Below are 17,301 nucleotides of genomic sequence, written 5' to 3'. Positions count from 1 at the left end.
CGTGCGTCAAGGGTTCATCGGACCGCGTGAACAGAGCCGATCGGTCCGCGTCACATTTGGCCATGAGCCCAGTATCCGTAGGTCGATGTTCACAGCTTCGCCGAGGCGCACATCGCCGACCTCGACAAGGCCGCGAATCGGCAGGAGGAACGGCTCGATGAGGATCAGCTCCGTGCCCGCCTCGGCCAGGGGCGCGAGCAGGCGGTCGTAACCCGCCGCGAAGTCCTCCACGGGGATCACGTAGCCGTCCGGGTCGTACGAGTGCCAGCCCACGTCATTGCCGCCGACGAGGATCGACACCACGTCGGGGCGCGCGTCGAGCACGTCCGCCTGCCAGCGGGCTTCGAGATCCATCACCTTGTCGCCCGCCATCCCGGAGTTCAGCCAGGTCACGGCCCGGTCCGAGTGCCGGAGCCCCCACTCCCCCGCGATGCGCAGCGGGTAGCCGGACCCGAGGCCCTCTTCGCTCTCCAGCCGCCGGCAGTCGGTGATCGAATCGCCGGTGAACATCACGATGCTTCCCGGTCGGAGGGTGATCGTCATGTGCGCTCCTAAAACTCAGCCGAGGAGAAGAAAGGTTTATATCGGTGCCAATGTTGACATTCAGGCGGCTTATGAACCGCTTTCCCCTCTCGGTCGGGGTTTGGAAAATCGGGGTGAGCTGCTTTTAGATTTCCGGACCGCCGAACCATTGGCCGGCGGCCCGCTCGAACGCTTCACGATCAGGCTCGCGATCATCGGCCCAGGCGACTATGCCGTCAGGCCGGACAAGCACGGCACCCAATCCGAAGTCGTTTATCGCCGGCCCGGCCGCATACCGCATCCGGCTCCCCCAGCCCATCGCCGAACCGTGCAGGCGTCGGTCGACGCTGAAATCGAGCGCGACGCCTCGTCCGTCCTGCATCAGGTCGCCGAGGCGGGTGCCGTCCTCAAGACGAAGGTCCGGGGCGTTCCGGCCGACCAGCGGCTGCTCGCTGCCGAGGTCGTAGCGGATCGACGATCCCGATGTCTTCTCGAACACGTAGGTCGTCCCGTCACGGGTCCCGAGCAGGTCGCGAATCACGCCTTGGATCGCCTGCGCATGCGGATCCGGCCTCATGGCCGCCGCCTGGGCGCGCGTCCAGTCGAGCACCCATGCGCCGATCGGATGGCGCTCGCGGGTGTAGGTGTCGACCAGCCCGTCCGGCGCGTACCCGTGCACGGTCGCCGCGAGCTTCCATCCCAGGTTCATGGCGTCGCCGACGCCGAGGTTGAGTCCCTGCGCCCCGAGGGGAGAGTGGATGTGAGCGGCGTCGCCCGCGAGCAGGACGCGCCCCTGCCGGTAGGTCGTCGTCTGCATCGCCCGATCGGTGAAGCTCGAGGCGAGATGGACGTCGCTCAGCGTCACGTCGGTGCCGGACACCCGGCGCAGAACCGCCTGGAGATGTTCGCGAGTAGGCCGCTGCGAGCGATCGAACGCGCCGCCGTCGAACTCCAGCATGCCGACATGCCCCTCCGCGGGCATCTGGAGGTACATGCCGGTCGGCGTCAGATTGAACCCAGGGCGCAGCTTCTGGAGATCGGCGCTGCTCGCGAGCATGGTGTAGCCGGTGAACTGCGGTTCGGTGCCGACGAAGTCGAAGCCCGCGAGCCCACGCACGGCGCTGCGTCCGCCGTCGCAGCCGACGAGCCAGCGCGCCGCGTACTCGTGCTCGCCGGCCTGCGCGACCACGGTCTCATCGTCCTGCGCGATGGCTGAGACCGTGACGCCGCGCCTGACCTCCACGCCGAGCATGGATGCCCGCTCGTACAGCACCGTCTCGACCGCTTCGAGGTGTGTCATCATGCCCTCCATCGCCGGGCTGGGAAGCCGGAACGGCAGGGCGGCGACATCGACCTTGGCCGGATCGAGCATCATGCCGGCGAAGTGGCCCACGCCCCGAGGGGGTGCCGGCTCGTCCGCGTCGGGATAGTCGTCGACGCCCGACGCCTTCAGCAGCGGGTCCAGCATCCCGCGGCGGTAGAACGCCTCGACCGACGTGGCGGACAGGCCCCGCATCCCTAGCGGGTCCGCCTTCCACGGGGAGCGGGGCTCCGGCTCCCGCTCAAGCACCAGGACAGAGCAGCCCGCGAGGCCGAGCTCGCAGGCAAGGAACAGACCGACCGGGCCGGCACCCACGATCACTACGTCATGCACGAGAACTCCCCTTCCGAAGCTCGACGCCCTGTTCTCTTCGGGCACGCAAAGACTGAAGCGGGCCGCTCACACGAGGCACACACGGCGCTGACGCGGGCGCGCACGGCACTGACGCGGGCGCGCACGGCACTGACGCTCCTGTCCTGCGACGGGCCAGCGCCGCGCGTTCGAGCACCCGGCAGGCTCCTCATGGTGACCGCGGCCGGGAAAGGAGCTGGTTTGGGGGCTCGAGGGCGCGTGCGCGAGGATCGGGAGATGGACGGGCATACGCGGCTTCGCGTCACGCTGCTCGGCGCCTTTCAGGCGTCTCGCGGCGACGTCACCCTGCCCGTCAGGGGTGCGCGGTTGCAGGGTCTGGTCGTACGGCTGGCGCTCGCCGGCGGGCGCGCGGTCGAGCCGGGCATCCTCGTCGACGCGATCTGGCCCGAGGACCCGCCGGCCGGCCCCGCCCACGCCCTGCAGGCCCTCGTCTCGCGGTTGCGCCGGACCCTCGGCTCGGCCGGCGACGTCACGCAGGTCGCGGGCGGCTACCGGCTGGACGTGGACGCGATCGACGTGGACGCGCTGCGGTTCGAGCAGCTCGCCGCCGCCGGCCGTGACCGCCTGCGCGCCGGCGACCCGAATGCCGCGGCGGCCGTGCTCGGCGAGGCCGTGGCGCTGTGGGGCGACCGTCCCGGCGCCGAGCCCACGGTCGTCGCCGCGGTGGCGCCCGCCGCGGCGACCCGGCTGGCCCACGCCTCGGTCGAGGCCGTCGCCGACCTCGCCGACGCCGAGCTGTCCCTGGGCCGTGCCGACGCGGCCGCCGCCCGCCTGGCCGCCCTGCTCGCCGAGCACCCCGTCCACGAGCGGGCGGCCGCGCTGCTCATGGACGCGCTCGCCGCCCAGGGTCGCCAGGCCGAGGCCCTGGCCCTGTACGAGCGGGTCCGCGAAACCCTGGCCGACGTCCTCGGCACCGATCCGGGCGACGCCCTGCGCGAGCGCCACCTGCGCCTGCTGCGCGCCGAGCGGCCCGCCCCGGCCGCCGACGCCGCGCGGACCAGGCCGGGCAACCTGCCCGCGCCGCTGACCAGCTTCATCGGGCGCGACGACGACCTCGCCCGGATCGACACGCTGCTCGCCGCCGGGCGCCTGGTCACCGTGGTCGGTCCCGGCGGCGCCGGCAAGACGCGCCTCGCCGTCGAGGCCGCCCGACGCCACCGCCACGAGTACCGCGACGGCGCCTGGATGATCGACCTCGCCTCGGTCACCGAGCCGGTCAAGGTCGGCGCGGCCGTGCTCGCCGGGATCGGGCTGCGCGGCGGCGCGATGTTCGAGGCCCGGCTGCGGGTCGAGGGCGACGAGGTGGACGTGCTCGCCGACCAGCTCAGCGGCCGGGAGAGCCTGCTTCTGATCGACAACTGCGAGCACCTGATCGACGCCGTGGCCCACCTGGTCGCGGCGCTGCTGCCCCGATGCTCCGGGCTGCGCGTGCTCGCCACCAGCCGCGAACCCCTCGCGGTCAACGGCGAGGCGCTGGTGCCGCTCGGCCCGCTCACGCTGCCCGGGCCGGACGACGGCGTCGAGCAGGTCCGGCGGGCGGCGTCGGTACGTCTGTTCACCGAGCGGGCCGCGGCCGTGCGACCCGGGTTTGACGTGAACGAAAACACGCTGCCCGACATAGTGCGCGTGGTGCACGGCCTGGACGGGATGCCGCTGGCGCTGGAGCTGGCCGCGGCCCGGCTGCGGACGCTGTCGCTGCCCGAGCTGGCCGACGGGCTGTCCGACCGGTTCCGGCTGCTCACCACCGGCAACCGCACCGCGCTGCCCCGGCACCGCACACTGCGCGCGGTCATCGCCTGGAGCTGGGAGCTGCTGAGCGAGCACGAGCGTACGGTCGCCGAACGCGTCTCGATCCTGCCCGGCGGCGTCACGCCGGCCTCGGCCACCGCGCTCTGCGCCGGCACCGCCGTACCGGCTGCCGAGATCCCCGAGCTGCTCGCGGGCCTGGTCGACCGGTCGCTGCTGCAGCTCGCGCCCGACCCGGGCCGCTACCGCATGCTGGAGACGCTGCGCGAGTACGGCACCGGCCGCCTGGCCGAGACGGGCGACCTCGGCCCCGTCCGCGACCTGGCCGCCGGCTACTTCGCCGCGCTGATGGCCCGCTACGACCCGCAGCTGCGCGGGCCCGGCCAACTGGCGGCCATGCGGGTCATCAGCGCCGAGTACGACAACGCGCTGGCCGCCCTGCGCCGGCGGTGCGACACCGGCGACGCCGCCGGCGCGGTCGCTCTCGCCCTGAACCTGACCTGGTACTGGCACATGTTCGGCCGGCACCGCGACGCGGCCCACTGGCTGGGCGAGGCGCTGTCGGTGCCCGGCGGCGAGCCGACGCCCGACCGCGACTGCGCCCACGCGATCTACCTGATCAACCGGGTCGGCACCCGGCCGGGGATGACCGCCGAGGAGGCCGCGGACGACCAGGCGCAGATGCGCGAGCTGGCCGACCGGCTGCTCGCGTACCCGGAGCTGCCGGGCCCGTACGGCGCGCTCGCCGCGCTCCCGCTCGGGTTCCTGCGGGAGAGGACCGCGCTCGCGATCATCGAGCGCCTGGCCGACGGCGACGACGTGTGGCTGTCCGGCCTGGCCCGCATGTTCCGGGCCCAGTTCGCCGAGAACGCTGGCGAGCTCGACGAGATGCGCCCCGACGTGGAGGCGGCCCTGGCCTGCTTCCGGCAGGTCGGCGACCGCTGGGGCCAGGCCACCGCGCTGCCGCTGCGCGCCCAGCTGCGGCAGTACGACGACGACCTCGAGGGCGCGCTGGCCGACCTGCGCGAGGCCCGGTCGCTGGCCGGCGAGTTCGGCTCGCTCAGCCTCGGCGACGAGGTGTTCATGGACCTGCGCTGGATCGACCTGCACCTGCGGCGCGGCGACACCGACCTGACGATCGCGATGATCGACTCGGCCCGGGAACGAGCGCTGCGCGCGAACTCGGCGGAGATGCCGGCCCTGGTCGACGCGTGGGAGGCCGTCTTCCGGGTGCGGCTCGGCGACCTGGACCGGGCGCGCGAACTGCTCGACGACGCCGAACGGGGCCTGCACGGCGACACCACGTTCCCCGGTGACCACGCGCGGACGCTGGCCGGCAGCGTACGGGCCTCGCTCTGCCTGGAGCTGGGTGACCTGGCCGGCGCGGAGCAGGCGCTGACGAAAGCGTACGCGGCGGCGCTGGAGACCCGGGACCTGCCGATCCTGTCGCTGGTGGCGGTGAACGCGGCCGCGCTCGCTGAGGCGCATGGACGGCATCACGAGTCGGCCGTCCTGCTCGGCGCCGCCTCCCGGCTGCGCGGCGCTCACGACCGCACCGACCGGCAGGTTCGCGAGCTCACCCGCCGAGGCTGGGCCGCGCTGGGCGAGGAGGCCTTCGCCGCGGCGTACGGGAGGGGTTGGGCGCTGGACGGAAAGACGGCCGCGACCGAAGTCGACCCGGCCCGGCTGCACCTCCTACGCCGGCACGGGTGACGGTTGGACGGCCGTCAGCGGGTTCGATCATGGGGCATGGGTTCAGCGGTAGCAGGGCTGGGCCGCCCACTTGTGCGGTGGCAGCCGACCCGGTCCGCTCCATGCACACCGCCACTGCCTTGATGGCCGCCAATGTCCGGAAAATGGCCGATCAGTGGCCTGGCCACGCGCATGTCCGTAGGTGAGAATCAGTTGCCTGACCCGCCGCATCTTGGAGGTGCAGATGGACACGTCCGCGCATGTGAAGGCCGTTGTCGAGCAGACGAGCATATTTGCCGATTGGGTGGACGGCAGGGATGCGGCGGACCCGGTGCCGACATGTCCGAAGTGGACGCTGGCCGATCTTGTCGACCACGTCGGCGCGACACAGCGTATGGTGGCCATGCTCGTGGGCGAGCGGATGACCGAGCCGAGCAAGGCGTTCGCCGGCTACGTTCCGGCTCCGACCGATCCGGCCCAGTGGCGCGCCTGGCTGACCGACACCGCGGCCGAGGCGAAGCGGGCGTTCGAATCGGTCGCCGATGACACGCCGGTGTGGGATCCGTCCGGCGGCACCGCTGGCGTGCCGTTCTGGTCACGCCGGCTGTTCGGCGAGGCTTGCGTGCATCGCGCGGACGCGGCTGCGGCACTCGGCATGCGGTACGAGCTGGCGCCGGAGCTTGCCGTTGCGGCCATCGAGGACTGGCTGGACAACATGACTTCCCGCGGCTACTGGGAGAACAGGCCCGGCTTCGCCGATGCGATGCGCGGCAGCGGCCAGACCCTGCATTTCCACGCGACCGACGCACCCGGGGAGTGGCTGGCACGCCGGAACCCGGACAGGGTCGTCCTGGAACGCACGCACGCCAAGGCGGACGTCGCGGTAGGCGGCCCAGCCGCCGAGCTCCTGCTCGTGATCAGCAGGCGTCGCCCGGTGGATGCGGCTTCTACGCTGGAACTGCGGGGCGATCGGGCGCTGCTCGACCACTGGATCGAACACATGGACTGGGTCGCCAACGGCTGACCCACGCTTGGATGCAACCTCACGCCCAGAGACAGCTCGCCGCACGGGCACTCCGGCAACACCACGCACGCCTAGCCGCCCAGAAGCTCCAGGCCGGCGAGGCCTAGCAAGATCACAATCTGGTGTTCTGCACCGGCATCGGCACGCAGCTCGACGCCGCCACCACACCGTCCTCGGCGACAAGCCGACGGGTTGAGTCCGAGTGAGATGGCTCCCCGAGGGGCTCAGACATGACAAGAGGCCCGCTACTCATGACGAGCAGCGAGCCTCTCACCAGCGATCTTTCCTGTGGGCGATACTGGGATCGAACCAGTGACCTCTTCGGTGTGAACGAAGCGCTCTCCCGCTGAGCTAATCGCCCGCCCTGTTGGCTCCTCGCGGTGCCGACGGGGAAAACCATACCGCACTCTGGCACCTGCTGGCGAAGCGAAGCGGTTGGATGGCGGTTGGGTGGCGGTCGGCGGGGTGGTTCGGGCGGGTCGTCGGGGGCTGGGACGAAGGCGGGGAGAGGGATTCGGGTGAAACGTGGCGGTTGCCCACCGGCACGGTGGGTCGGTGGCATACCATCGTCCTGTTCCGGTTGGCATCGGTCGTGATCTTTTGGCAAGAAACGTTCATGGTCGGCGCGCGCCGGGACAGGCTCCGCAAGACGCAAAACCCTTGTAAATACGACCCGGTTGATGCCGTTTAGCCTGGTAGATGCCTAAATGTCCAGCTGTGATGTGCGTTACAGAAGGCCCTTGGAGCGGAATCTTTCCTACAGGTTTCTTCGTTCCGCGTCATAGCTCAGGACGAAGTCCGTCAGAGCAGTGAAAGCCCCGTAGAGGGGACCTACGACGAAAAGGTTTGGCTGACGATGAACAGCACCACCGTCTCCGCCGAGCTTGGCCTTCGGCTTGTGGTCCCCGACCGTACTACCGTCCCCCTGCTCGCCGGACTGAGTTACACAGCCGACGATCCGTACGCCATCCGCATGGCCTTCCACGTAGGGAACGACGAACCGGTCGAGTGGATCTTTGCCCGTGAGTTGCTGACCGTGGGCATCGTGAGGCGTGTCGGCGACGGCGACGTCCAGGTGTGGCCCGCGCGTGCCGACGGCGAGCGGACGCTCCATATCAGTCTCACGTCCCCCTTCGGGCAGGCGCTCTTCGAAGTGCCGCTGGCGCCCCTCACCGAGTTCCTCCACCGTACGTACGAGAAGGTCCCGGCAGGGCGGGAGACCGACTACATGGACCTGGACGCCGAGCTGACCAACATGCTCTGGCCGTCCTGACGATCTAGGCGGGCAGGCTCTCCAGAGCCTTCCGCATGCGGGCGATCTCGATGCTCTGACCCGAGTACACGTCTTTGGCCAGCAGCCGCATGCGCCGGTCGCGGCCGGTCGCCAGTTCCTCCCCCGCCATCTTCACCGCGCCCTCGTGGTGCCGGGTCATCAGCTGCAGGAACATGCGGTCGAAGGCCGTCCCCTTGGCCGCGCTCAGGGCGTTCAGCTCCTCCTGCGTCGCCATGCCGTACGCCGCCGTCTGAGCGTGCGCGTGGGCGGCGGGAGCGGAGCGGCCGAGCTCGGCCAGCCATCCGGTCATGGCCTTGATCTCCGGGGTCTGCGCGGCCGTGATCTGGCGGGCGAACGAGCGGATGGAGGCCGTGGTCGTGCGGTCGTTCACCAGCGAGGTCATCTCCAGGGCCTGGCGGTGATGCGGGATCATGGCCTCGGCGAAGCGGACGTCCGAGGCCACCGTCGCCGCCGGCGTCTGCCCCACGCGCTCCCCCGGCGTCGCGGTACGGCCGGCCGCTCCCGGGCTCCCCGGCACGATGACGGGCGCCTCCGTCCCCACGGGCGAGGGGCCGGCCGGCTGCTGCTGGGAGCAGGCGGCGAGGGCGAATGTGGTCATAACTGTGATGAAGACCGTACGCGGCCGCGAATCTCCTGGCATAGCTTCCATAGTGAGCTACGAGACAAAGGGGACGCGCGTTGATCTCTGCCACGTTGCGCGGAGCGTTGTTGGGTACGGTGCTGTTACTGGTCTCCGCCTGCGCGGCAGGCCCGCAGCCGGCCGAGGCGCCGTCGCCCGCCGCCTCGACGCGGGAGACCAGCGCTCCGGCCGCCACGTCTTCCGCCGCCCCCGCCGGTGACGTGATGACGAGCGACAACGTCAAGTTCGTCGCCAACCTGCCCAGGACCGCCCCGCTGAACGGCAAGGACGACATCAACACGGACCTGGCGTTCCAGGGTGACTACGCGTACGAAGGCAACTTCGGCGGGTTCACCATCTACGACATCAGCGACCCGACCAGGCCCCGCATCGTGAGCCAGGTGGCCTGCCCGGCGCAGCAGAACGACGTCAGCGTGTACGGCGACCTGCTCATCCTCTCGGTCGACGAGCCGCGCGCCGGCGAGGAGTGCGACTCCGGCGACGGCAGCCGCGAGTGGGAGGGCCTGCGGATCTTCGACATCAGCGACAAGAAGAGCCCTGAGTACGTCGGCGCGGTCAGGACCGACTGCGGCTCGCACACGCACACGATGGTCCCTGCCGGGGAGACGCTGTACGTGTACGTCTCCTCGCCCGGCCCCGAACCCGAGTCGAAGACCTGCCCGCCGCCCCACGAGCTCATCCAGATCGTAGAGATCCCGACAAAGTCGCCTAAGTCCGCAAAAATCGTGGCGAAGCCGGATATCTTCCCTGAGCGGCAGCACTCCGATCTCGCCTCCGGTTGCCACGACATCACCGCGTACCCGGAGAAGAAGCTCGCCGCGGCCGCCTGCTTCGGCGACGGCGTGCTGCTCGACATCTCCGACCCGGTCAAGCCGAAGGTGCTCCAGCAGATCACCGACACGGAGAACTTCCAGATCTGGCACTCGGCGACGTTCAACAACGATGCCACGAAGGTCGTCTTCAGCGACGAGCTGGGCGGCGGCGGCCAGGCCACGTGCGACCGCAACACGCCGGCCACGAAGGGCGCGGACGCCGTGTACGACATCGTGAACGGCAAGCTGGAGCGGCGCGGCTACTTCAAGATCCCCAGAGAGCAGCAGGCGAACGAGAACTGCGTGGCCCACAACGGCTCGCTGATCCCGGTGCCGGGCAAGGACGTCATGGTGCAGGCGTGGTACCAGGGCGGGGTGTCGATCTGGGACTTCACCGACTCCGCCCACCCGAAGGAGATCGGCTACTTCGAGCGCGGCCCGTTCCCCGGCGGCGACATCGCGGGCTCCTGGTCGGCGTACTACTACAACGGCTACATCTACTCGAGCGACATCCGCGAGGGCCTGGACGTGCTGAGGATCGACGATCCGCTCACCGACCCGGCCAAGCAGGTCAAGATGGACGACTTCAACGTCCAGACCCAGAAGTCGTACTGACACGCCACGGTGGCCCCGCCGCCGACGGGGCGGGGCCCACTGGCTCAGGGGTTCAGGTCGGCGGCGGAGCGCTCGGCGAAGACGCGCATGGCCTTCGTGGTGATCGGGCCGGGAGCGAGCGGCAGCTCCGTGTCGTCGACCAGCTTGATCGGCTGGACGTCGCGGGTCGTGGAGGTCAGGAACGCCTCCTCGGCCTCGTACAGCGCCGACAGCGGCACGTCCGCCTCCTCGGCGCCGCACCATTCGAGCACCAGCGCCCTGGTGACCCCGGCCAGGCAGCCCGACTCCAGCGTCGGCGTGAGCAGGCGGCCGTCGCGGACGATGAAGATGTTGGAGCCGGTGCCCTCGCAGAGGTTGCCCGCCAGGTTGCCGAAGATGGCCTCGCCGCCCCCGCGCTTCTTCGCGTACAGCAGGGCCTTGGCGTTGTCGCCGTACGAGGTGCTCTTGACCCCGGACAGGGCGCCGCGCTCGTTGCGCGGCCACGGGACGACGGAGACGTTGGCGGTGGCCGGGAACGGCTTCTGCTCGTCCACGATGACGACGGAGGTGGTGCCCTGGTCGCCGCGGTCGGAGCCGAGCGGGCCGGGGCCGCTGGTGTAGGTGACGCGGATGCGGCCGAGCGCCCAGGCGGGCGCGACCGCCAGGAGCTTGGCGATGCCGTCGGCGATGGCCTCGACATCGGGCTCCGGCAGGTCCATGCGCTGGGCGGAGAGCGTGAGCCGGTCGAGGTGACGGGTGAGCGCGAACGACCGGCCGTTCACGATCTTGATCGTCTCGAAGACGCCGTCGCCGACCATGAGCCCGTGGTCGAAGACCGACACGCTGGCCTGCGCGGGGTCGAGCAGCTCGCCGTTGACCCAGACAGGGATGTTCATTCAGTTCCTCCTGTGGATGCCAGTGCGATGAGCCTGGCTGCTTTGAGCTCGGTCTCGAGCCATTCGCGCCCGGGGTCGCTGCCCCAGGTGATGCCGGCTCCGGTGCCGAACCGGATCTCATCTACCGAGATCCAGAATGTTCTGATGCCCACGGCCAGCGCCGCCCGGCGGCGGTCGGCGTCGACCCAGCCCACGGCCCCACAGTACGGCCCGCGGGGTGCTGGTTCGAGCTCATTGATGATGCGCAGCGCCGACGACTTGGGCGCGCCCGTGACGGATCCGGGCGGGAAGGTCGCGGCGAAGAGCTCGGGCCAGCCCGCCCCCGGCGCCAATCGGGCCCGGACGGTGGAGACGAGGTGGACGAGACCGGGGTGCTCCTCGACCGCGCAGAGCGACGGCACCTCGACCGAGCCGACGGCGGCGACGCGGCCGAGGTCGTTGCGGACGAGGTCGACGATCATGACGTTCTCGGCGTAGTCCTTGTCGAGGAGGTCGCCGGCGGTCGCGCCCGTGCCCTTGATCGGCCTGGACTCGACGGTGTCGCCGTCGCGCGAGAGGTAGAGCTCGGGCGAGGCGGACACCACGCTGAGCCCGGGCACCTGGATGACGGCCGCGTATGGTGCCGGATTGCCCGCGGCCAGCCGGGCGGCCAGCGCGAGCGGGTCGGCGTCGGCCGGGACGGGCGCGGTCAAAATGCGGCAAAGATTTGCCTGGTAGACCTCGCCCTGCTCGATGTAGGCGCGGATGGCGCGCACACCGCGCTCGTAGGCGGCCCGGTCGAGTGAGCTGCGCCACTGATCGGGCCGCGGCCCGTGCCAGGGAGCGGCGGGCGCGGGCAAGGGTGACTCGCGCACCCGGTCGAACCGGGCGCACGTCACCTTGCCCTCGTAGTCGACGACCACGGCCCACCAGCCCTCGCCGTCGAGCGCGGCCAGGTCGGAGGTCACGTCACGCAGCCCGGTCGCGTGCTGACCGCCTAAATAGGCGAAGCCGTCGTACACGCCTTCCATTCTCCCAGCATTTCGACGAGCTCCAGCGCGGCGGGCAGTGGCGTCTCGGGCAGGGCCGCGTACACCTTCCGTACGGGCGCCGTGCCCCGCAGGGGTCGTAGCACCAGATCCGGCGGCACGGCCCGCGCCGCCAGCTCCGGCACCAGCGTCACGCCCAGCCCGGCCGCGACGAACCCGAACTTGCCCGTCCACTCGGCCACCCGCAGCCCGCCGCGCGGCGTGAACCCGGCCGCCGCGCACGCGGTCACCAGCAGCGTCGGCTGGCCGCGCGGGGCGGCCTCGATCCACGTCTCCTCAGCCAGGTCCCGCAGGTCCACCTCGGCGTCGCCGGCGAGCCGGTGACCGCCGGGCAGCGCGACGAGCAGGCGGTCCTCGCGCAGGAGCACCGTGTGCGCGGCCTCCGCGGGCAGCCCGGCCGGGTAGTCGCTGATCACGGCCACGTCGAGCGCGCCCGCGCGCAGCCGCTCCATCAGGCGGGCCGTGAGCCCCTCCACCAGCCGCAGCTCCACGCCGGGCCGTCGCTCCACGAACCGTTTGAGCGTGCCGGGCACCAGATCCACGTTGGCCGTGGCGAACGCGCCCAGCCGGAGCGTCCCGCCCAGCCCCCCGTGGATGGCGGCCAGCTCTTCGCCGGCGCGCTCGAGCCGGTCGAGCACGGCGACGGCGTGCCGGTGGAGCGCCTCGCCGGCGGGCGTCAGGCGCACCCCTCGGGCCAGGCGCTCGAAGAGCGGTCCTCCGGCGGCGCGCTCCAGCGCGGCGATGCGGCGGGAGACCGCCGACTGGGTGTATCCGAGCAGCTCGGCGGCGGCGGTGAACGAGCCGCTCTCGGCGATCTCGTGGAACAACCGCAGCACATCCGCGTCAAAGGCATTCACATTATGCATGGCTGATATGCAATCTAGTTGTTTGTGGAATGGGTCGGGGTGCCGGTTCACTGAGGGCATGACGACTTTTCTCGGACAGATTGCTTTTCTTGGGCAGGGACGCATGGGCGTCCCCATGGCCCGGCGGCTGGAGCGGGCCGGGCACAAGGTGACGACGTGGCGGCGCGGCAGCGGGGTGAGCGCGGCGGAGGCGGTGGACGGGGCCGAGCTGGTCATCACCATGCTCAGCGATCCGGCCGCGGTGCGTGAGGTGCTGACGGCGGCGCTGCCGGGGCTGCGGCCCGGCGCCACGGTGGTGGAGATGTCCACGATCGGCCCCGAGGCGGTGCGCGAGCTGCGCGCGCTGCTGCCGGCCGGGGTGGGGCTGGTGGACGCTCCGGTGCTGGGCAGCGTGGGGCCCGCGACCGAGGGCACGCTGACGGTGCTGGCCGGAGGGCTGGCCGGCGGCGACGTGTCGGGGTGTCGCGAGGTCCTGTCGGTGTTCGGTTCCGTACGGGAGCTCGGGCCGCTGGGCGCGGGCGCGGCCATGAAGATCGCCGTCATGAGCACGCTCGTGCCCGCCCAGGTGCTGCTGGCCGAGACGTTCGCGTACGGCGAGGCGCACGGCGTGGACCGTGGCGCGCTGATCGACGTGCTGTCGGGCACCCCGCTGGGCACGCTGGCGGAGCGGCTGCGCGTGCCGTCGGCCGAGACCCGCTACTCGCTCGCGCACGCGACCAAGGACCTGGAGCTCGGCGCCTGGGAAGGCGCGTCCATGGCGACGGCGGCCCGCGCGAGGCTGCAGGAGGCGCGGGCCGCCGGGCTGGGCGAGCGCGACCTGACGACCGTCGCCGAGCACATCGCCGAGCGTGTGGGGGGCGGCCCGGCCCCTCGTGCCGTGCCGCTGAACCTCTCGACGATCCCCGCCACGAACGGCTTCTACTCGCACGCCGTACGCGTCGGCGACATGCTCTACGTCTCCGGCCAGGCCGCCTTCGACGAGCACGGGAACATCGTCGGCGAAGGCTCCATGACGGCCCAGGCGGAGCACGTCTTCCAGGTCATCTCGCGCATCCTCGCCGATCAGGGGGCGACGTTCGACGACGTCGCGTTCATCCGGACGTACCTGACGGACATGGACAAGCGCGTCGAGCTCGGCCAGGTGCGCAGGAAGTACATCACCGGCACACCCCCGGCCAGCACGACCGTGGAGGTGTCGAAGCTGTTCATGCCGGGGCTGCTGCTGGAGGTGGACCTCATCGTGGCGCTCAGGCCAGCGGGCCGGTGACCGATTCGGCGGCCGCCACCACGCCGCCGTCGGCGACCAGGCGTACGGCGGAGTCGATCTCCGGCGCCAGGAACCGGTCGGGGCCCGGCGCGGGCACGGTCTCGCGCAGCGCCCTGACCACGGCCGCCGTCGCGGGAGCGGGCTCGAGCGGGGCGCGCAGGTCGATCGCGCGGGCGGCGGTGAGCACCTCGATGGCCAGCACGCGGGTGAGCCCGTCCACGGACCTGCGCAGCTTGCGCGCCGCCGACCAGCCCATGGACACGTGGTCCTCCTGCATGGCCGAGCTGGGGATGGAGTCGACGCTGGCGGGCACCGCCAGGCGCTTCAGCTCGGAGACGATGGCCGCCTGCGTGTACTGGGCGATCATGTGGCCCGAGTCGACGCCGGGGTCGTCGGCCAGGAAGGCGGGCAGCCCGTGGTTGCGGGCCACGTCCAGGAAGCGGTCGGTGCGCCGTTCGGACATCGAGGCGAGGTCGGCGGCCACGACGGCCAGGAAGTCCAGCACGTACGCGATGGGGGCGCCGTGGAAGTTGCCGTTGGACTCGACGCGGCCGTCGGCCAGCACGGCGGGGTTGTCGACGGCGCTGGCCAGCTCCCATCCGGCCACGGTGGCGGCGTGCGCGATCGTGTCGCGGGCGGCCCCGGCGACCTGGGGGGCGCAGCGCAGCGAGTAGGCGTCCTGGACGCGGGTGCAGGCCTCGGGGTCGCGGTGGCTGGCCATGATGCCGGAGTCGCGCAGGACCTTGGTCATGTTGGCGGCGGCCAGCGCCTGGCCCGGGTGCGGCCTGAGCGCCTGCAGCTCCGGCATGAACACCCGGTCGGTGCCGAGCAGCGCCTCCACGCTCATCGCGGCGCTCACGTCGGCGGTCCTGACGAGCCTGGTGAGGTCCTCGATGGCGAGGATGAGCATGCCGAGCATGCCGTCCGTGCCGTTGATGAGCGCCAGGCCCTCCTTGGCGGCCAGCTCGACCGGCTCGATCTGGGCCTGCTTGAGCGCCTCACCGGCCGGCTGGAGGTTTCCTGAGCTGTCGCGTACGACGCCCTCGCCCATCAGCGTCAGCGCGACGTGCGCCAGCGGTGCCAGGTCGCCGGAGCAGCCGAGACTGCCGTACTCGTGCACGATCGGCGTGATCCCCGCGCTGATCAGCGCCGCCAGGGTCTTGGCAGTGGTCGGCCTGATCCCGGTGTGGCCGGTGGCCAGCGTGTGCAGGCGCAGCAGCATGAGCGCGCGCACGACCTCGGTCTCGACCTCGGGCCCGTTGCCCGCCGCGTGGGAGCGCACCAGGGAGCGCTGGAGCTGGGCGCGCAGCGCCGGGTCGATGTGCCGGGTGGCGAGGGCGCCGAAGCCCGTCGAGATGCCGTACGCGGGGACCGGGCTCTCAGCCAGCTCGTCCACCCGCTGGCGAGCCGCCGAGACGGCGGCCAGGGCGTCGTCGGTGAGCCGGACGGCGGCTCCGTGACGGGCCACCTTGATGACGTCGTCGAAAGTCAGGGGGTCAGGGCCGACGTTCACGACTTCGTTGTCGCGCATGGTGCGTCTCTCTCGCTGCTAGGTAACCGGCGTACCCGATGTTAGCTCCTTACGTGAGAACAGCGCGGCCAGCCCCTCCCTGCCCTCGTCGGTGAGGACCACCGCCCTGGGCACCTTCCCGCGCCGGTACCAGTCCCGCTCGAGCAGCACCTCCGTGATCGCCGCCCCCAGCGCGCCGCCGAGATGCGACCTGCGCTCGGTCCAGTCCAGGCACTCGGGCGCGAAGCGCCTCCTCGACCGCCGCGCGCCGGCCACGTCCACGCCGAGGCCGCTCAGCAGCCGCTCGCCCTCGTCGGTCAGGTCCTGCCCCGCGTAGTAGCCGCCCTCCCTGAGCTGGTCGAGCAGGCTCACGCCGGCCCGTCCCGCGAGGTGGTCGTAGCAGGTACGGGCCTCCTCCAGCAGTCTGGCCTGCCGGGACTGGCGCAGCGACCGCACGGGCGGGCGGGCGCTGACCCTGGCCAGCACCTCCAGCACCTCGGCCACGTCGTGCCCGGCCAGGCGGTAGTAGCGGTGGCGGCCCTGGCGCACGACGTCGACCAGCCGGCCGTCGAGCAGCCTGGACAGGTGGGCGCTGGCGGTGGCGGCGCTCACCCCGGCCACCCTGGCCAGCTCCCCCGCCGCCAGCGCGCGCCCGTCGAGCAGGGCGGTCAGCATGGCCGCCCTGGTCGGGTCCGCGATGAGCGCGGCGACGGGCGCTATGTCGGCGTCACGAGCGATGTACTCCATGCCTATGACGCTAGTACCTCGACATTTCGTTCTGTGACGAAGCGTCAGGTGTGCTTGCCGAGCCCCTTGCGGATCATCTCCCGGGCCCGCTCCATCAGCGCGATCGGCGTGCCCATCAGCATGTTCTTGGTGGCGCTCTCCGTGCCGGGGTGCGGGCGCAGCGGCGCCAGGCTCTCGGCCGCCCGCACCGCGGCCGCCATGGCCCGCCGCTCGACGGTGGAGGTGTTCGCGCGCAGCTTGGAGAACTCGTACCGCTCCTCGCTGCGTGCGTGCATGGTCACGGCGGTACGCAGCTCCCCGAGGCGTTCCCAGAACTGCGGATGGTCCACGCCGCCCTTGTGGAGCTCGAGGAGGAGCTGCTTGGCGCGGTTCTCCTCGGTCAGACGGTCGCCCACCACGCCCTGGCCGTTGTCCAGCTTCCTGCGCGCGTACGGGTGGACGATCTCCTCCTCGGCCGTCTCATGCACGGACAGCATCCGCGTCAGCCGGTCGAACGCCTCCTCCAGCTTGTCCGGAGGCGCCTGCTCAACCTCGTCGAACAGGTCCCTGATCTGGCCGTGCTGGGCCACCAGCAAATCGATGACATCTTGTTCACCCACGTCCGCGCCCTACCCGGTCCCTCCCCCGACACGCGCCTTCTTACCGAACGCGGGCCGTTCGAGGACCGAACGCGGAGCTTGCCCGATGGTGCGCCGGGTAGCGCAGCCACATGGCCTTCGACCCACTGCAGGAGCGGGGTGTCCCGCTGGACGACCAGGTGCGCGGCTGGCGCGAGCTGAACGTCGAGCCCATCGATCCCGACCACGCCGACCCGTACACCAGATGCCGGATCATCACCATGAACGGGATCGAGACGGACGCGATCGTCTTCAGCCACCGTCTCGCCCGCCACTGCCCTGACACCGAGATCAGGCGGCAGCTGGCGCGGGTGCGTTACATCGAGGCGCAGCAGCAGAAGGTGGTCAACTGG

Annotated in this window: 14 protein-coding genes, 1 tRNA gene and 1 pseudogene; 6 read left to right on the top strand and 10 right to left on the bottom strand. The window is 71.3% G+C overall.

What is annotated here, in order from left to right; genetic code table 11:
* Positions 1–6: 6 nt before the first annotated feature.
* Positions 7–543, bottom strand: coding sequence for a GDSL-type esterase/lipase family protein (locus AB0J64_RS54520; RefSeq protein WP_364046018.1), 537 nt, complete (start codon positions 541–543; stop codon positions 7–9).
* 124 nt (positions 544–667) lie between these two features.
* A complete protein-coding gene (locus AB0J64_RS54515) occupies positions 668–2,176 on the bottom strand; it encodes an FAD-dependent monooxygenase (RefSeq protein ID WP_364046016.1) in 1,509 nt (502 codons plus the stop codon).
* A gap of 255 nt (positions 2,177–2,431) precedes the next feature.
* Between AB0J64_RS54515 and AB0J64_RS54510 the strand changes: the two genes are divergently transcribed.
* Both AB0J64_RS54510 and AB0J64_RS54505 read left to right on the top strand, forming a co-directional pair.
* The gene (locus tag AB0J64_RS54510; protein ID WP_364046014.1) at positions 2,432–5,674 is read left to right on the top strand and encodes a BTAD domain-containing putative transcriptional regulator; all 3,243 of its coding nucleotides are present in this window, start codon (positions 2,432–2,434) and stop codon (positions 5,672–5,674) included.
* A gap of 223 nt (positions 5,675–5,897) precedes the next feature.
* Complete coding sequence (locus tag AB0J64_RS54505) at positions 5,898–6,677, top strand: maleylpyruvate isomerase family mycothiol-dependent enzyme (protein WP_364046012.1); 780 nt, start codon at positions 5,898–5,900, stop codon at positions 6,675–6,677.
* Positions 6,678–6,966: 289 nt separating this feature from the next.
* On the opposite strand, the gene AB0J64_RS54500 is transcribed toward AB0J64_RS54505, so the two are convergent.
* Positions 6,967–7,038: transfer RNA gene (locus tag AB0J64_RS54500), tRNA-Val, on the bottom strand.
* 495 nt (positions 7,039–7,533) lie between these two features.
* On the opposite strand from AB0J64_RS54500, the gene AB0J64_RS54495 reads away from it, so the two are divergent.
* On the top strand, positions 7,534–7,950 hold the full coding sequence (locus tag AB0J64_RS54495; RefSeq protein ID WP_103958541.1) for an SsgA family sporulation/cell division regulator: 417 nt from the start codon (positions 7,534–7,536) through the stop codon (positions 7,948–7,950).
* A 4-nt stretch (positions 7,951–7,954) separates the two neighbouring features.
* Here the strand turns inward: AB0J64_RS54495 and AB0J64_RS54490 are convergent, their stop codons facing one another.
* The gene (locus AB0J64_RS54490; protein WP_364046010.1) at positions 7,955–8,569 is read right to left on the bottom strand and encodes a DUF305 domain-containing protein; all 615 of its coding nucleotides are present in this window, start codon (positions 8,567–8,569) and stop codon (positions 7,955–7,957) included.
* Positions 8,570–8,688: 119 nt separating this feature from the next.
* Between AB0J64_RS54490 and AB0J64_RS54485 the strand changes: the two genes are divergently transcribed.
* A complete protein-coding gene (locus AB0J64_RS54485; RefSeq protein ID WP_364046020.1) occupies positions 8,689–10,038 on the top strand; it encodes a hypothetical protein in 1,350 nt (449 codons plus the stop codon).
* A 44-nt stretch (positions 10,039–10,082) separates the two neighbouring features.
* Here the strand turns inward: AB0J64_RS54485 and AB0J64_RS54480 are convergent, their stop codons facing one another.
* From AB0J64_RS54480 to AB0J64_RS54470, 3 genes are read right to left on the bottom strand one after another with little or no spacing between them, the layout of a single operon-like run.
* A complete protein-coding gene (locus AB0J64_RS54480; protein WP_364046008.1) occupies positions 10,083–10,913 on the bottom strand; it encodes an aminotransferase class IV in 831 nt (276 codons plus the stop codon).
* Complete coding sequence (locus AB0J64_RS54475; protein ID WP_364046006.1) at positions 10,910–11,923, bottom strand: chorismate-binding protein; 1,014 nt, start codon at positions 11,921–11,923, stop codon at positions 10,910–10,912. The genes AB0J64_RS54480 and AB0J64_RS54475 overlap by 4 nt, the downstream gene beginning before the upstream one ends.
* Positions 11,890–12,807, bottom strand: coding sequence for a LysR family transcriptional regulator (locus AB0J64_RS54470; protein WP_364046004.1), 918 nt, complete (start codon positions 12,805–12,807; stop codon positions 11,890–11,892). The genes AB0J64_RS54475 and AB0J64_RS54470 overlap by 34 nt, the downstream gene beginning before the upstream one ends.
* Before the next feature lie 58 nt (positions 12,808–12,865).
* Between AB0J64_RS54470 and AB0J64_RS54465 the strand changes: the two genes are divergently transcribed.
* Positions 12,866–14,074 carry a Rid family hydrolase gene (locus tag AB0J64_RS54465; RefSeq protein WP_364046002.1) on the top strand — a complete coding sequence of 403 codons (1,209 nt, stop codon included), beginning with the start codon at positions 12,866–12,868 and terminating at the stop codon, positions 14,072–14,074.
* Here AB0J64_RS54465 and hutH read toward each other — a convergent pair.
* The 3 genes from hutH to AB0J64_RS54450 are packed head-to-tail and all read right to left on the bottom strand — an operon-like array spanning position 14,055 to position 16,930.
* Positions 14,055–15,605 carry a histidine ammonia-lyase gene (gene hutH / locus AB0J64_RS54460; RefSeq protein ID WP_364046000.1) on the bottom strand — a complete coding sequence of 517 codons (1,551 nt, stop codon included), beginning with the start codon at positions 15,603–15,605 and terminating at the stop codon, positions 14,055–14,057. The two genes, AB0J64_RS54465 and hutH, sit on opposite strands and share 20 nt — an antisense overlap.
* Before the next feature lie 18 nt (positions 15,606–15,623).
* Complete coding sequence (locus AB0J64_RS54455) at positions 15,624–16,331, bottom strand: metalloregulator ArsR/SmtB family transcription factor (RefSeq protein WP_364045998.1); 708 nt, start codon at positions 16,329–16,331, stop codon at positions 15,624–15,626.
* A gap of 44 nt (positions 16,332–16,375) precedes the next feature.
* Positions 16,376–16,930: a hemerythrin domain-containing protein gene (locus AB0J64_RS54450; protein WP_364045996.1), complete on the bottom strand. Its 555-nt coding sequence runs from the start codon at positions 16,928–16,930 to the stop codon at positions 16,376–16,378.
* A gap of 110 nt (positions 16,931–17,040) precedes the next feature.
* On the opposite strand from AB0J64_RS54450, the pseudogene AB0J64_RS54445 reads away from it, so the two are divergent.
* Positions 17,041–17,301 (top strand): annotated as a pseudogene (locus AB0J64_RS54445) (hypothetical protein); the annotation flags it as partial.

It is taken from the genome of Nonomuraea sp. NPDC049695 (genome assembly GCF_040674955.1).
Taxonomy (GTDB): domain Bacteria; phylum Actinomycetota; class Actinomycetes; order Streptosporangiales; family Streptosporangiaceae; genus Nonomuraea; species Nonomuraea helvata.
The sequence above is the reverse complement of the archived record's forward strand: the minus strand, read 5'-3'. Positions and strand labels throughout refer to the sequence as shown.